This window comes from Curtobacterium sp. VKM Ac-2887 (assembly GCF_015350935.1).
Lineage (GTDB): Bacteria > Actinomycetota > Actinomycetes > Actinomycetales > Microbacteriaceae > Curtobacterium.
On the sequence record NZ_JADKSB010000008.1, the window covers coordinates 1 to 15319 of the forward strand.

Annotated in this window: 13 protein-coding genes; 10 read left to right on the plus strand and 3 right to left on the minus strand. The window is 70.5% G+C overall.

Translation table 11 applies throughout. From position 1 onward, the window contains the following. From ITJ69_RS10585 to rplL, 3 genes are all read left to right on the plus strand, one after another. Positions 1 to 324, plus strand: a 324-nt coding sequence (locus tag ITJ69_RS10585; RefSeq protein WP_194672739.1) for an IS3 family transposase, incomplete at its 5' end; no start/stop codon positions are given. A gap of 279 nt (positions 325 to 603) precedes the next feature. After that, entirely contained in the window at positions 604 to 1119 is a 516-nt protein-coding gene (rplJ, locus tag ITJ69_RS10590; RefSeq protein ID WP_123292121.1) for a 50S ribosomal protein L10, read from the plus strand. A gap of 51 nt (positions 1120 to 1170) precedes the next feature. Continuing rightward, positions 1171 to 1551 (plus strand): 50S ribosomal protein L7/L12, encoded by a 381-nt coding sequence (rplL, locus tag ITJ69_RS10595; protein WP_194672740.1) that lies wholly within the window; start codon positions 1171 to 1173, stop codon positions 1549 to 1551. Positions 1552 to 1732: 181 nt separating this feature from the next. On the opposite strand, the gene ITJ69_RS10600 is transcribed toward rplL, so the two are convergent. Beyond that, entirely contained in the window at positions 1733 to 2653 is a 921-nt protein-coding gene (locus ITJ69_RS10600) for a hypothetical protein (protein WP_159573134.1), read from the minus strand. Positions 2654 to 2842: 189 nt separating this feature from the next. Then, positions 2843 to 4267, minus strand: coding sequence for an APC family permease (locus tag ITJ69_RS10605; protein WP_194672741.1), 1425 nt, complete (start codon positions 4265 to 4267; stop codon positions 2843 to 2845). A 159-nt stretch (positions 4268 to 4426) separates the two neighbouring features. On the opposite strand from ITJ69_RS10605, the gene ITJ69_RS10610 reads away from it, so the two are divergent. From ITJ69_RS10610 to ITJ69_RS10630, 5 genes are all read left to right on the plus strand, one after another. Continuing rightward, positions 4427 to 6301 carry an ABC transporter ATP-binding protein gene (locus ITJ69_RS10610; protein ID WP_159573170.1) on the plus strand — a complete coding sequence of 625 codons (1875 nt, stop codon included), beginning with the start codon at positions 4427 to 4429 and terminating at the stop codon, positions 6299 to 6301. Between the two features lie 181 nt (positions 6302 to 6482). Continuing rightward, a complete protein-coding gene (locus ITJ69_RS10615) occupies positions 6483 to 7847 on the plus strand; it encodes a cystathionine beta-synthase (protein ID WP_194672742.1) in 1365 nt (454 codons plus the stop codon). Positions 7848 to 7861: 14 nt separating this feature from the next. Continuing rightward, the gene (locus ITJ69_RS10620) at positions 7862 to 9007 is read left to right on the plus strand and encodes a cystathionine gamma-synthase (protein WP_194672743.1); all 1146 of its coding nucleotides are present in this window, start codon (positions 7862 to 7864) and stop codon (positions 9005 to 9007) included. 90 nt (positions 9008 to 9097) lie between these two features. Continuing rightward, positions 9098 to 10498, plus strand: coding sequence for an MFS transporter (locus ITJ69_RS10625; RefSeq protein ID WP_194672744.1), 1401 nt, complete (start codon positions 9098 to 9100; stop codon positions 10496 to 10498). Positions 10499 to 10529: 31 nt separating this feature from the next. Next, positions 10530 to 11102 (plus strand): substrate-binding domain-containing protein, encoded by a 573-nt coding sequence (locus ITJ69_RS10630; protein ID WP_159573138.1) that lies wholly within the window; start codon positions 10530 to 10532, stop codon positions 11100 to 11102. 56 nt (positions 11103 to 11158) lie between these two features. Here the strand turns inward: ITJ69_RS10630 and ITJ69_RS10635 are convergent, their stop codons facing one another. Beyond that, positions 11159 to 11740 carry a TetR/AcrR family transcriptional regulator gene (locus ITJ69_RS10635; protein ID WP_159573139.1) on the minus strand — a complete coding sequence of 194 codons (582 nt, stop codon included), beginning with the start codon at positions 11738 to 11740 and terminating at the stop codon, positions 11159 to 11161. A gap of 225 nt (positions 11741 to 11965) precedes the next feature. On the opposite strand from ITJ69_RS10635, the gene ITJ69_RS10640 reads away from it, so the two are divergent. Beyond that, on the plus strand, positions 11966 to 13222 hold the full coding sequence (locus ITJ69_RS10640) for a multidrug effflux MFS transporter (protein WP_111084464.1): 1257 nt from the start codon (positions 11966 to 11968) through the stop codon (positions 13220 to 13222). Positions 13223 to 13286: 64 nt separating this feature from the next. Further along, complete coding sequence (locus ITJ69_RS10645; RefSeq protein ID WP_194672745.1) at positions 13287 to 15305, plus strand: helicase HerA-like domain-containing protein; 2019 nt, start codon at positions 13287 to 13289, stop codon at positions 15303 to 15305. The last annotated feature ends 14 nt before the right edge of the window (positions 15306 to 15319 follow it).

Sequence of the window (15319 nt, forward strand, 5' to 3'; positions counted from 1 at the left end):
CTCCACACCGCACTCGGGGCGGCACCGCTGGTGCACTCGGACCAGGGCATCCACTACCAGCACCGGTCCTGGCGGTCACTGCTGGCAGCTGCCGGCGCGTCCCAGTCGATGTCGCGAAAGGGCAACTGCCACGACAACGCGATCATCGAGAACTTCTTCGGCCATCTGAAAGCCGAGATGTTCCACCCAACCCATTTCGACAGCATCACCACGCTCGACACCGCGATCCACGACTACATCACCTGGTGGAACACCGACCGCTCCCAGGCACGACTCGAGGGCATGAGCCCGGTTCAATACCGAGCTCACGCCCTCGCGGCCTAATCTGACTTCACGGTCCAACAAACTGGGACCAGTTCACCCGCACCGCGCCTCCAGGCCGCCGTTTGGTCTCGTCCACGGCGTCTGCTACTGTTCTCGAAGCCAAAGACCGCCGGATGTCGTGCTGCGTGCAGCATGACCGAAGGTCCTCACTCGTGAGGCATCCCGCGCAGGTGTTCCGAACCACTCCCACCATCTGGTGAGAGCAGCTCCGAGCCTCTGCGCCGGAGCTTTTTTCGTTCGTGGACCTGGGGCTACCGGCAAGAAACCCCAAGGAGAACCATGGCGAACAAGGAAGCTGCGGTCGCCGAGCTCACGGAGTCCTTCCGTAGCTCGAACGCCGTTCTGCTCACCGAGTACCGCGGTCTCACGGTCGCGCAGCTCAAGGAGCTCCGCAACTCGATCCGTGAGCACGCCACGTACGCCGTGGTGAAGAACACGCTGACCAAGATCGCGGCGAACAACGCCGGCATCTCCTCGTTCGACGAGGAACTCGCCGGTCCGTCCGCTCTCGCCTTCGTCCACGGTGACACCGTCGCCGTCGCGAAGTCGCTGCGTGCATTCGCCAAGGCGAACCCCGAGCTCGTGGTGAAGGGCGGTTACTTCGACGGTAACCCGCTCACCGCGACCGAGGTGGACAAGCTCGCCGACCTCGAGTCCCGTGAAGTTCTGCTCGGCAAGCTCGCCGGCGCCTTCAAGGCCTCGCTGTTCGGTGCTGCGTACCTGTTCCAGGCCCCCCTCTCGCAGGCCGTCCGCACCGTGGACGCCCTTCGCGAGAAGCAGGAGTCCGCGGCCTGATCAGGCTCGCGTTCCACAACCACACGTATTACTGAGTAGTAGGAGAAAATCATGGCGAAGCTTTCGCAGGACGAGCTCATCGAGGCCTTCAAGGAGCTCACGCTCATCGAGCTCTCGGACTTCGTGAAGAAGTTCGAAGAGGTCTTCGAGGTCACCGCTGCTGCCCCGGCCGCTGCTGCCGCTCCGGCCGCCGCTGCCCCGGCCGAGGCCGCTGAGGAGAAGACCGAGTTCGACGTCATCCTCAAGTCCGCTGGTGACAAGAAGATCCAGGTCATCAAGGAGGTCCGTGGCCTGACGTCGCTCGGCCTCGGTGAGGCCAAGGCGCTCGTCGAGACCGCCGACGCCAAGATCCTCGAGGGTACGAACAAGGAGACCGCCGAGAAGGCGAAGGCGACCCTCGAGGCCGCTGGCGCCACGATCGAGCTCGCGTAGTCTCGACCGTTCGGTTCACGAAGGCCGCTGCCCCTCGGGGTGGCGGCCTTCGTCGTTGCCGGGGGTGTGGTGCGTGCGTGCGTGGCCCGAGACTCGGGGTGAGCGACACTTCTCGCGACGAAGAAGCCGAGATCGGTCGCTCACCCCGAGTCTCGATCTGCCGGGCCCGAGACTCGGGGGATCAGACGATGATCCTGTGCTGGCGGAACAGGGCGCGGAGTCGGTCAGGATCGACGAGATGCCACCAGGTCGGACGGACGACACTCCGGACCCCGGGTACCGAACGGATCCGGTCCTCTCGGACCTTCTCGTGCCAGACGGCATCACCCGGGGCGCGGCCAGCGAGCATTCCCCGATCGGTGTACTTTTGCTTGCCGTCGAACTCGACGACGACGCCGGTGTCCTCGAACCAGAAGTCGACCCGGTCCACTGCGCCGCTCGTGTGCCGGAACTCGTGCTGCGCGGCCGGACGAGGGAACCCGAGTTCGACCATCCGTACCGCCGCGTACGACTCTCCGACCGACTCGTGCAGCGGGTCGAGCGCCTCGTAGACCGTTCGGCACCTGACGGATCCGCGTCTGGGGCGCATCGGGAGTGCTGCCTCGAAGTCTTCGACCGAGAGCGTTCCTCGGCGAACCGCGTCGTCGATCGCCACCGCCGCCACGGACGGCTCGAGGGTCGTGGCGAGGTCGACAGCGGTGCGCAGCGCACTGGTGAGCCGCACGCCGGCGAACGAGGACGGCCTCGTGCCGGTCTCCGGAGGACCAGCGTGCCGCACGAGGTGGGCTCGGTGTTCCGTCTTGCGCGTTGCACCGTCGGTCACGTGCACGCGTTGCGGGGGAGAACCGATGAGTGGCCAGCCGTACGCGATCGCGGCCGTCAGGTGGGAGAAGGCAGCGTCGTCACGGAGCTGCGGCACCAGAGCGCGTGCGATCAGGAGGTGTTGTTCGGTGCTGCTGACCTCCCGCCAGACCTGCGCGTCGACGTAGACGCCATCGGTGATCCGGACGAGCTGGCCCGCGCGGTGTCGCCGCTGGAGCAAGCGGGATCCGGTCGGGTCGAGACTCGTCGCTCGGAGAAGGCGCGTTCGTTCGGTCGTCATGGCTGGAGCCTCGCGGCCCGACGTGCGTCAGGTGCTCCGCGCGAGCCGGCCTGTGGAGAGTTCTTCGTGGCGGGGGAATGTGGACGAGACTCGGTGCTGCCCCCGCGATACTCGCGGTGAACGACACTTCTCGCTTGCCTGAGCGCGAGAAGTGTCGCTCAAACCGAGTCTCGGGGCTGGGCCGGGCGGTCAGCGCAAGGTGCTGTGACGGCGGCCGTAGGCCAGGTAGAGCACGGCGCCGACGACCATCCAGATGCCGAAGGCGATCCACGTCGTTGCGCCGAGGAACACCGCCAGGAGGACGCAGCTCAGGGCACCGAGGATCGGCACGACGGGGAACAGCGGGACGCGGTACGAGCGCTCGAGGTCGGGCTGCGAGCGACGGAGCACGATGACCGACACGTTGACGAGCGCGAACGCCACGAGGGTGCCGATGCTGGTGGCGTCGGCGAGCTCGCCCAGGGGGACCAGGGCGGCGACGATCGTGACCGCGATGCCGATGATCAACGTGTTCGCGATGGGGGTGCCGGTGCGCCGCGAGACCCGACCGAAGACCTTCGGGACCAGGCCGTCGCGGGCCATGGTGAGCAGGATCCGGGTCTGGCCGTAGAGCACCGTCAGCACGACGCTCGCGATCGCGACGACCGCGCCGATCGAGAACACCAGCGCGACGAGGGGCTGACCCGTGACGTCCACCACGATGCGGACGAGCGAGGCCTCGGAGGACGAGAAGTCGGTCCACGAACGGGCACCGATCGCGGCGATGGCGACGAGGATGTACAGCGCCGTGATGAGCGCGATCGAACCGATGATCGCCCGGGGGAGGTCGCGGCGGGGGTCCTTCGCCTCTTCGCCGGCGGTGGAGGCGGCGTCGAAACCGATGTACGAGAAGAAGAGCCTGGAGGCCGCAGCGGTCACCCCGGCGGCACCCATCGGTGCGAGCGGTTCGAAGTTCTGCGCCTGGAAGGCCGTGAAGGCGACGACCACGAAGAACACGAGGAGTGCGATCTTCACGACGACCATGACGGTGTTCACCCAGGCGCTCTCGCGGGCTCCGGGGATCAGGACCACGTTGTCGAGCAGGACCAGGACGGCCGCCGGCAGGTTCACGACGCCGCCGTCCCCCGGGGGCGCGGACAGTGCCGTCGGCAGGTGCAGCCCGAACACACGCAGGGTCTCGTCGACGTACTCGCTCGCGCCGACCGCGACCGCTGCCACCGAGACGGCGTACTCGAGGACGAGGCACCACCCGCAGACCCAGGCGATGCCCTCGCCCATCGTGGCGTAGGTGTAGGAGTAGCTCGACCCCGAGGTCGGGACGGCTCCGGCCATCTCGGCGTAGGACAGCGCCGAGAGCAGGGCCGCGATCCCGGCGACGACGAAGGAGATCCACACGGCCGGGCCCGCGAGCGGCACGGCCGTGCCGAGCACCACCAGGATGCCGGTCCCGAGGGTCGCGCCGACACTGATCATCGTCAGGTGCCAGACACCGAGCGACCGGCGGAGCGGTTCGCCGTTGACGCCGACGGCTGCCTCGGACTGCAGTTGCTCGATCGGCTTGCGGCGGGCGAGCTGCTGGCGGAGGGACGTGGGACGGGACGGCGCGGACGTCATGGGACCTCGGTGGTGCGGGGGCGGGGACGGCACATGCTCGCACGCCCCCTGAACGGGGTCAAATACGGCCGTCGGACTGCACCGCGGAACGGCGGTCGTCGAGCGCGCGCCGATGTCCGACCGCGGGGATACGGTTGCTGCATGAGCATGGGCGGCGGGATGCGCGGGGGCGGCGGTGGCGGTGGTCCGCGCGGCGGCGGCCGGATCTCCAGCGGTGACTTCCGTGCGCAGAAGGCCGCCAACGCCGAAGCGCCGAAGATCCCGCACCTGGTGAAGCGGATCGCCGGGCTGTTCGTCCCGCACCGGCGGTCGATCGTCCTGACGGTCGTCCTCGTGCTGATCGGCGCGGCGATCTCGGTGATCCCGCCGCTGTTGACGCAGCAGGCGTTCGACCGGGGCCTGTTCCCACCCTCCGGCAGCCCCGACGTCCCGGTGCTGGTCGAGCTCGTTTCGGCGATGGTGTTCCTCTGGATCGCGAGCGCCGGGGTGGGCGTCTGGCAGACCTACCTGACGGCGACGGTCGGCAACAAGGTCATGGGTGCCATGCGGATGCGCCTGTTCGGGCACCTGCAGCGCATGGAACTCGCGTTCTTCACGCGCACGAAGACCGGTGTCATCCAGTCCCGCCTGCAGAACGACGTCGGCGGCGTCGCGAGCGTGCTGAACAACACGATCTCGTCGGTGCTCGGCAACACCGTCACGGTCATCGCCGCCATCGTCGCCATGCTGTTGCTGAGCTGGCAGATGACCCTGGTCGCGGTCGTGCTGCTGCCGTTGCTCGTCATCGCGCAGCGTCGGGTCGGGCAGGTCCGTGCCCGCATCGCCGGGCAGACGCAGGAGTCGCTGTCCGACATGACGGCGATCACGCAAGAAGCACTGAGCGTCTCCGGCATCCTGCTGGCCAAGAGCTTCAACCAGCAGCGCAGTGAGACCCGCCGCTACGGAGACGAGAACCGCAACCAGATCCAGTTGCAGGTCCGCCAGCAGATGTCCGGGCAGTGGTTCTTCGCGATCGTGCAGATCTTCCTGTCGATCATCCCGGCGATCATCTACCTCGTCGCGGCCTGGCTGATCATCGGCGACGTCCCGATCACCGCCGGCACCATCGTCGCGTTCACGACGGTGCAGTCGCGCTTGCTGTTCCCGACGGTCGGACTGCTCCGGGTGGTGCTCGACCTGCAGACCTCCGGAGCGCTGTTCGCTCGGATCTTCGAGTACTTCGACCTGAAGCCCGCGATCACCGACTCGCCCACGGCGAAGCCCGTCGACGACACCATGGTCGGTCACGTCGCGTTCGACGACGTGACGTTCACGTACCCGGACGGCGAGGCCGACAAGCCGACGCTCCGCGGGGTCTCGTTCGACCTCCGACCCGGGCAGTTCGCCGCCTTCGTCGGGCCGTCGGGCGCGGGCAAGACCACCGTGTCGTACTTGGTGCCACGGTTGTACGAGGCGACCAAGGGTTCCGTGCGGTTCGCCGGACAGGACGTCCGCGACCTCGTGCACGAGGACCTCATGCGCCACGTGGGGATCGTCAGCCAGGAGACGTACCTGTTCCACGCGACGATCGGCGACAACCTGCGCTACGCCAAGCCGGACGCGACCGACGACGAGGTCGAACGGGCGGCACGCGCGGCGAACATCCACGACACGATCGCCTCGTTCCCGGACGGCTACGACACGGTCGTGGGGGAACGTGGTTACCGACTGTCCGGCGGCGAGAAGCAGCGGATCGCGATCGCGCGGGTGCTCCTGAAGGACCCTCCCGTGCTCGTGCTCGACGAGGCCACGAGCGCGCTCGACTCGATCTCGGAGCGCGTGGTGCAGACCGCGCTCGACACCGCAGCCGCGGGGCGCACCACCATCTCGATCGCGCACCGGCTGTCGACGATCCGGGACGCCGACGTCATCTTCGTGCTCGACCACGGGCGGATCGTCGAGCAGGGGACGCACGACGAACTCCTCGCGCTGGACGGCACCTACGCGCTCCTGCACCGGCAGCAGAACACCCCGGCGGACGCCGTCGGCCGCTGACCCCGCCGATCACGGCCACCGACCTGCGGGCGGGCGCGCCGATCGGACACGCGCCCCCAGACCGGACGGGAGGCCCGTGGCGGCCCCGCCACGGGCCTCCCGTCCGACACGGGGCACGACCAGGGCGAGGCGCACGTCACGACCCAGCAGAACGCGGTGTCGGCGTCCTAGACTCGGGCCCGTGCGTTACGCGAACTCCGTGGTCGACCTCGTCGGTGACACCCCGCTCGTCAAGCTCAACCGGGTCACCGAGGGCGTGCGCGCGACCGTCCTGGTGAAGGTGGAGTACCTCAACCCCGGCGGGTCGTCGAAGGACCGCATCGCCACGCGCATCATCGATGCTGCCGAGGCCTCTGGTGACCTCCGGCCAGGCGGGACGATCGTCGAACCCACGTCGGGCAACACCGGGGTCGGGCTGGCCCTCGTCGCCCAGCAGCGCGGTTACCGGTGCGTGTTCGTGCTGCCGGACAAGGTCGGCGAGGACAAGCGCAACGTCCTGACGGCGTACGGCGCCGAGATCGTCGTCACACCGACGGCAGTGGCGCCCGAGCACCCGGAGTCGTACTACTCGGTGTCCGACCGGCTCGTCCGCGAGATCCCCGGCGCTTACAAGCCGAACCAGTACGCGAACCCGAACGGCCCCCGCAGCCACTACGAGACCACCGGTCCGGAGATCTGGCGCGACACCGAGCAGCAGATCACCCACTTCGTCGCGGGCGTCGGGACGGGTGGCACCATCTCGGGCACCGGGCGCTTCCTGAAGGAGGCGTCCGACGGCCGTGTCCGCATCGTGGGGGCCGACCCCGAGGGTTCGGTCTACTCCGGCGGCACCGGCCGGCCGTACCTGGTCGAGGGTGTGGGCGAGGACTTCTGGCCGACCGCGTACGACCCCGAGGTGCCGGACGAGATCATCGCGGTGTCGGACGCCGACTCGTTCGCGATGACCCGCCGCCTGGCGCGGGAAGAGGGCCTGCTCGTGGGCGGGTCCAGCGGGATGGCGGTCGTCGCAGCGCTGCGGGCCGCCCGCGACCTGACCGAGGACGACGTCGTCGTGGTGCTGCTGCCCGACGGCGGTCGCGGCTACCTCGGCAAGATCTTCAACGACCGGTGGATGCGCTCGTACGGCTTCGCCGAGACCGACGAGGCCCGCACCGTCGGGTCGCTCATCGCCGGCAAGGACGGCCGTCTGCCCGACCTGGTGCACGCGCACCCGGCGGACACCGTGCGCGAGGTCGTCGACATCATGACCAAGTACGGGGTGTCCCAGATGCCCGTGCTCAGCGCGGAACCGCCGGTCGTCATCGGCGAGGTCATCGGGGCCGTCGCCGAGAAGGACCTGCTCGAACAGGTCTTCACCGGTGCCGCGAAGATGACGGACGCCCTGACCGGTTTCGTGGGCGAACCGCTCCCGTTGATCGGCGTGGGCGAGTCCGTGTCCGCAGCGCGTCGAGCCCTCGAGACGGTGGACGCCCTGCTCGTCGTCGAGGACGGCAAGCCGGTCACGGTCCTGACCCGCCACGACCTACTGACCTACCTCTCCGAGTAAGGAACGCAGCCAGCATGACCGAGTTCAGCACCCGCGCCGTCCACGCCGGCCAGGAGCCCGACGGCCCCACCGGCGCCGTCATCCCGCCGATCCACCTGACGTCCACCTACGTGCAGGACGGCATCGGCGGGATGCGGAACGGCTACGAGTACTCCCGTGCCGGCAACCCGACGCGCGACTCCCTGCAGACGCTGCTCGCCGACCTGGACGGCGGCGTGGCCGCGTACTCGTTCGCGTCCGGTCTCGCCGCCGAGGACGCCCTGCTCCGGGCGGCGCTCCGTCCCGGGGCCCGCGTCGTGATGGGGAACGACGTGTACGGCGGGACCCACCGTCTGGTCAGCCGACTGCACGTGCCGTGGGGCGTCGAGCTCGTCGTCGTCGACATGAGCGAGCTCGACCAGGTCCGGGCCGCGCTGCAGGGCGCCCCCGAGGACACCGTGCTCTGGGTCGAGACGCCGACCAACCCGCTCATGAAGATCGCCGACATCGCCGGACTCGCGACCCTCGGGCACGAGGCCGGTGCACTCGTCGTCGTGGACAACACCTTCGCGTCGCCGTACCTGCAGCAGCCGCTGTCGCTCGGTGCCGACGTCGTCGTGTACTCGACGACGAAGTACCTGGGTGGCCACTCCGACGTCGTCGGTGGGGCCGTCGTGCTCGCCGACCAGGAGCTCGCGGCGAAGGTGCAGTTCCTGCAGTTCGGCGCCGGTGCGATCTCGTCGCCGTTCGACGCCTTCCTGACCACCCGCGGCATCAAGACCCTGGCGGTCCGGATGGAGCGGCACTCCACGAACGCGCAGGCCGTCGCCGAGGCGCTCGTCGCAGCGCCGGGCATCGAGCGCGTCTACTACCCGGGGCTCACCGACCACCCGGGGCACGACATCGCCGCCCGCCAGATGCGCGGGTTCGGCGGGATGCTGTCCGTCGCACTGTCCGGCGGCCCGGACGCGGCCCGGCGCTTCGCGGAGTCCACGGAGCTGTTCGCGCTGGCCGAGTCGCTCGGGGGTGTGGAGTCGCTCATCGGGTACCCGAGCGAGATGACGCACGCCTCGGTGAAGGGCACGGAGCTCGCGGTGCCCGAGAACGTGGTGCGGCTGTCCGTCGGCATCGAGGGCGCGGGCGACCTGATCGCGGACCTGCAGCATGCGCTGACGCGCTGACGCGGACCTGCAGCAGGCGCTGACGCGCATCGCGCGTGGTCCGCGCCCCGCGTCGTCGGCGGTGTCGCCCCTCGCCCCTACGATGAGCGGGTGAGCACCACGGCGACGAGGACGGGCCTGCTGAGCGGCCGGTACGCCCTCGCGACGATCGGCATGGTCGCCATCGTGGGCGTCGCGGCGTTCCAGAACCTGGCGATGACGACGATCATGCCGGTGATCAGTCGCGACCTGGACGGCGAGGCCCTGTACGCCCTGGCCTTCGCGGCACCGCTCGCGGCCGGGGTGCCCGGCATGGTGCTCGCTGGCAACTGGACGGACCGCGCCGGCGGCCGGATCGTCGCCTGGGTCTCCGCGCTGCTGTTCGCCGTCGGGACCGCCGTGGTCATGCTCGCGCCGACGATGGAGGTCTTCCTAGTCGGTCGACTGGTCGAGGGCTTCGGCGCCGGCGCGATCGACGTCGTGCTGTACGTGCTCGTGGCCCGGATCTTCCCCGCCGAGCTGCACGGACCGGTGTTCGCCGGGTTCGCGGCCGCGTGGGTGGTCCCGGCGCTCATCGGCCCGGCGATCGCCGGCATCGTCACCGACACCTGGAACTGGCACTGGGTCTTCGCGGGTGCGCTCGTGATCGCCGTGGGAGCGTTCACCGTGCTCGTGCCGACGCTCGGGCGGCTGCAGGCACCGGCGGTCGAGCTGCGACCGCCGTGGCAGCGGACCCGGATCGGGTGGTCGGTCGCCGCGGCCGTGTCGATCCTGCTGCTGAACGTCGCGCCGGACCTGACCCCGTGGGGGATGGTGGCCGCGGTCGTGGTCGGCCTGGTCGGGACGTGGTTCGCGCTGCGCCCGCTGCTGCCGACCGGCACCTTCCGCGCCGCCGCGGGCCTGCCCTCGGTGGTGCTGCTGCGCGGGCTCGTGGCGGCGTCGTTCTTCGGCAGCGAGGCGTACGTGCCGTTCCTGCTGCAGGCGAAGCACGGTCTGTCCGCATCGGCAGCGGGGCTCGCGCTGACCGTCGCCGCGCTCAGCTGGGCGGCCTCGAGTTGGGCGCACGGTCGGCTGGGGGAGCAGCGCCTGACCGCACGTCGGACCTTCGGTGTCGGACTCGTGCTCGTCCTGGTGAGCCTGCTGGCGGCCTTCGCGGTGGCGACGCTCGACCTGCCGTGGTGGGTGCTCGTCGCCGGCTGGTTCGTCGGCGGCGCGGGAATGGGGGCGATCTACCCGCGGACGTCGATGCTCACCCTGCGGTTCTCGGGCGAGGGCGACGACGGCTTCGCGAGCTCGGCGCTCACCATCGCCGACGCCGCGGGCAGCGTCATCGGCCTGGCGGTCACCGGGCTGCTGTTCACCGCGACCGGCGGCGCCGAGGGCACGGTGTCCTTCCCGCTGGTCTTCGCGGCGATGATCTGCTTCGCCGCACTGGCGATCGCCGCGGTCCGGCGGCTCGGACCCGTCCCCGCGCCGGTGTCGTCGGCGTCGCCGGACCGCGCAGCCGGGTAGCGTGGCAGACCGGACCGAAGAGGAGACACCCGTGGTGCGCATCGTCGCTGCAGCCGTCGTCCTGACGGCCGCCCTCGCGTTGGCCGGCTGCCAGGGCACGACCTCCGCTGCGCCCACGCCGGTGCAGAGCACGGACCTGACCAGCTCCGACGGCGGGTTCGACAAACAGGCCGTCATCGGCGTCGTGCTGGTCGACGACGACGCGGCCCTGGGCGAGGACCTGCGGACCGGCCTGTCCGATGCCGGGTTCCGTCCCGACGTCCGGGTCGCACCCGCGTCCGGCGCGGCGGCGTCCCAGCGGACCGCGGTCGCCCAGCTCGTCCGCAAGGGCGCCAAGGCCCTGCTCGTGCACGCGGCTCGGCCGTCCGCGCTCACCGGGGTGATCCAGACCGCGCACGACGCCGGTGTCGTGGTGGTGTCCCTGGGCGATCCGCTGCCGGCGAGCGGTACCGGCGGCGACGGTGTGTCGGCCGACTACCGGGTGCCCGCAGCGGCGGACGACGCAGACCTGGCGGCCACCGCGGTCGAGGTCGTGCAGTCGTTGCAGCGCGGCGAGAAGCCGGAGACCGAACCGAGCGACGGCGAGTCGACCGACGCCGAGTGAGCCGAGGCGAGCCGCGCCAGCAGGCCGGTCAGCGCCGTGCCACCAGGCGGCTCAGCTCAGCTCCACCAGGCCGGGAACGACAGCGTGATCGTCTCGACCAGCGCCTTCCGCGACCGTCGGGGCCCGGCGAGCCACGCTTCGATCGCCCCGACGAAGCCCTGCGCGACGTAGCCGGCGGCCACGTCGTCGAGGAGCTCCGGGCGGCGGTCGGCGTCGAGTTCGCGGATGTGCAGGGCACTCGACTCGGTGAAGTGGCCCACGAGCAGCCGGTGCAGTGACGCGTCGTTCGGGTCCGGCAGTGCCTTGGCGTAGATGTCGCGGTGGGTGGTCACGTGCTCGACGACCGCGTTGATGCCCCGCCGTGTGATGGTCGCGAGCTCGGCCGCGTCGGCTCCGCGGGCGGCTGCGGCCCGTCGGTCGTCGGCGTCGTCCTGCCGGATGCGGTCGAGCTCCGGCGTCAGCACGTCGGCGAGCAGCGATCCGGGGGAGACCGCGTGCGAGTAGAACGTCGCGCGGTTGATGCCGGCGGCACGGGTGACGTCCGCGACGGTGATCTCGGAGACGGGGCGGTCGGCCGCCAGTCGCAGGATCGCTTCGCGCAGGGCGGCGGTCGTGTGCAGGATCCGGGCATCCACCATGACGCCCACCCCCTTCTGATCCGGTTCACCCGGAGGCCCCCGAGCAGTCCGACGGTACCGCATGGCACGGGATCGGCACGCTGACGGCGGGTGGCAACACGCGGGCAATCCGAGCCGACCGCGTCGGGAGCGCTCCTGCGGCCCGTAGGATGGTTCCGCGGACGAATCGATTCGATCGACGCCGCGATCACCTCCCCGCCCCTCACCGCCGAAGGACTCCTGCTCGTGACCGCGCCCGCCACCACCGGTTCGCTCCGGGTCGTCCTGCACCCCGGAGACTCCCTCTCCCGTGGGCAGCGACTCGTCTACGTCTTCGTCCTGGGCGCCCTGACGGCGCTCGGGCCGTTCACGATCGACCTGTACCTGCCGGCGTTCCCGGCGATCAAGGAGCAGTTCGGCGTCACCGACGGCGCCGTGCAGCTGACGCTCACGGCGACGACGCTCGGGTTCGCGTTCGGGCAGCTGCTCGTCGGTCCGTGGAGCGACAAGGTCGGCCGCCGGCTGCCGCTCATCATCGCGACGACGGTGCACATCGCCGCGTCGATCGGCGCGGCGACCGCTCCCGACATCGAGCTCCTCGCGGTGTTCCGCGTGCTCCAGGGCATGGGCGCGGCCGCCGGCGGTGTCGTCGCGATGGCCACCGTCCGCGACCTGTTCGGCGGCAAGCCGCTCGTCCGGATGCTGTCCCGCTTGGCGATGGTGAACGGGCTGGCGCCGATCCTCGCGCCGCTCATCGGCTCGCAGATGCTCCAGTTCACCAGCTGGCGTGGCATCTTCGTCTTCCTCGCCTGCTACGGCCTGGCCGTGGTGATCGCGTCGATCCTGCTCATCGTCGAGACCCTGCCCCCGGCCCGTCGTCGCGAGGCCGGGCACTCGACGATCGGTCAGCGGTACAAGGCGCTGTTCTCCGACCGGATCTTCGTTGGGGTCGCGCTCATCGGGGCGATGGTGTTCAGCGGGTTGTTCTCGTACCTCAGCTCGTCGCCGTTCCTGTTCCAGGGCGTCTACGGACTCGACGCCCAGCAGTACGGGCTGCTCTTCGCGGTGAACTCGGTGGGCGTCGTGCTCGGTGTGCAGATCTCCGCGCGGTTGGCGCAGCGCGTCGGGCCGCAGTGGATCCTGGCGTGCTCGACGGCGACGCTGTTCCTGGCGTCGATCGCGATCATCGTGCTCGACCAGCTCGGCGCGGGGCTCGTGGGCGTGCTCGTGCCCCTGTGGTTCTTCATCGCGGCGTGCGGGTTCTCGTTCCCCCTCGTCCAGGTCATCGGCCTGGCTGCGCACGGCAAGGAGGCCGGAACGGCGGCGTCGCTGCTCGGCGCCCTGAACTTCGGCGTCGCCGGCCTGATCTCGCCGATCGTCGGTTGGCTCGGCATCACCACCGCGACCCCGATGGCGATCGTGATGGCCTCGACCTCGGTGATGGCCATCCTGATCCTGTGGTTCGTGGTGCGGCCCCGGACGGTCCCCGAGCTCACGCACTGACGCGTTCTCCACAGCTGCCCGGATCAGCCGGACAGCGGCCCCCGCGCGTCCATAGGCTGTGCCCATGAGCGACGCGGTGGAGCAGGCACGGGCAGCGGCCGAGGCCGCCGGGCAGGCAGCGGACGAGGCACGCCGGCTGGCCGACGAAGCCGTGCAGCGGGCCGAGGAGCTCGCCGCCGCACTCGCCGGACAGGAGGCCCGGCTCGCCCCCGACGCGGAGCCCGCCTCCGCCACCCCACCGGCTCCAGAGCCCACCACCGCAGGACCCACCGCAGCCGTCCCGGACGACGCGACGGCGGCTCCCGACGCGGCCGTCCCGGCACCGGCGGACGCCCCGGCGGCCGGCACCGCGCCTCCCGGCAGTGGCGCAGCCCCGCTCGGGCCGGACGCCGTCGCCGCGATCCGCACCGGCTACACCGTCGAGGGGCAGGCGCTCGAACTCGGTGCCCTGGTGAACGGCGAGGCGCAGCCCGACGTCCAGGTCCGCATCCCGCTCGGCATGCTGAACCGGCACGGGCTGGTCGCCGGTGCGACCGGCACCGGCAAGACCCGCACGCTGCAGGTCCTCGCCGAACAGATCGCGGCGAACGGCGTGCCGGTCTTCGCGGCCGACATCAAGGGCGACCTGTCCGGGCTCGCGGTGGTCGGGCAGGGGAACGAGAAGCTGCTCGCGCGCACCGCGGGCATCGGCCAGCAGTGGCAGGGCGTCGCGAGCCAGGCGGAGCTCTTCTCACTCGGTGGCCAGGGCACGGGCGTGCCGATCCGCGCGACGGTGTCCGGGTTCGGGCCGTTGCTGCTGTCGAAGGTGCTCGGCCTGAACGACACCCAGGAGTCCTCGCTCGGACTGGTGTTCCACTACGCGGAGCAGGCCGGGTTGCCGCTCGTCGACCTGGCCGACCTGCGGAGCGTGCTGACGTTCTTGGTGGGCGACCAGGGCAAGGGCGAGCTCGCCGAGCTCGGTGGTCTGTCGAAGCAGACCGCCGGGGTGATCCTGCGCGAGCTCATCACGTTCGCCGACAAGGGTGCCGACCAGTTCTTCGGCGAGCCCGAGATCGACACGCAGGTGTTCCTGCGCACGGCGGCGGACGGCCGGGGGATCGTGAGCCTGCTCGAGGTCCCGGGCGTGCAGGACCAGCCCGAGGTCTTCTCGACGTTCCTGATGTGGCTCTTGGCCGACCTGTTCAACGAACTGCCAGAGGTGGGCGACCAGGACAAGCCGAAGCTCGTGTTCTTCTTCGACGAGGCGCACCTGCTGTTCAGCGGGGCGTCGAAGGACTTCACGGACCAGATCGTGCGGACCGTGCGGTTGATCCGGTCGAAGGGCGTCGGGATCTTCTTCGTGACCCAGACCCCGAAGGACGTGCCGAACGACGTCCTGGCGCAGCTCGGGTCGCGCATCCAGCACCAGCTGCGGGCGCACACCCCCGACGACGCGAAGGCGCTCCGGGCGACGGTGTCGACCTACCCGTCGAGCGACTACGACCTGGGCGAGGTACTGACTTCGCTGGCGACCGGCGAGGCGATCGTCACCGTCATGAACGAGAAGGGTGCGCCGACGCCGGTCGCGTGGACCCGGTTGCGCGCGCCGCAGGGATCGATGGACCCGATGCCCGCCGCCGAGATGCTGTCGCGGGTGCAGGCATCGCCGTTGCTCGCGACCTACGGCACCCGGGTGGACCCGGACTCGGCGCACGAGATGCTCGCGCGCCGGATGGAGGCAGCTGCTGCCGAGGCCGCGGCGGCGGACGCGCAGAAGGACGCAGCCATCGCGGCGGCCGAGGCCGAGAAGGAAGCCGCGCGGGCGGCGGCGACCGCGGCCAAGGAAGCCGCGGCGCGGGCCAAGCAGGAGGAACGCGAGCGGGCTGCTGCGCAGAAGGAGTACGAGCGGACGCAGCGCGAGTTCGAGAAGGCCGAGCGGGCTGCGGCGTCGCGGCGTTCGGGCCGGTCGGGGCGGAGCACGCGGGCGACGACCTCACGGAAGGCGGACGACCCGCTGTCGGACCTGCTCGGGTCACGGCTCGGCGGCACGATCGCGAAGGAGGTCGTGCAGGGGATCTTCTCGACGCTGCGCCGACGTCGGTGACGTCCAGCAGCTCC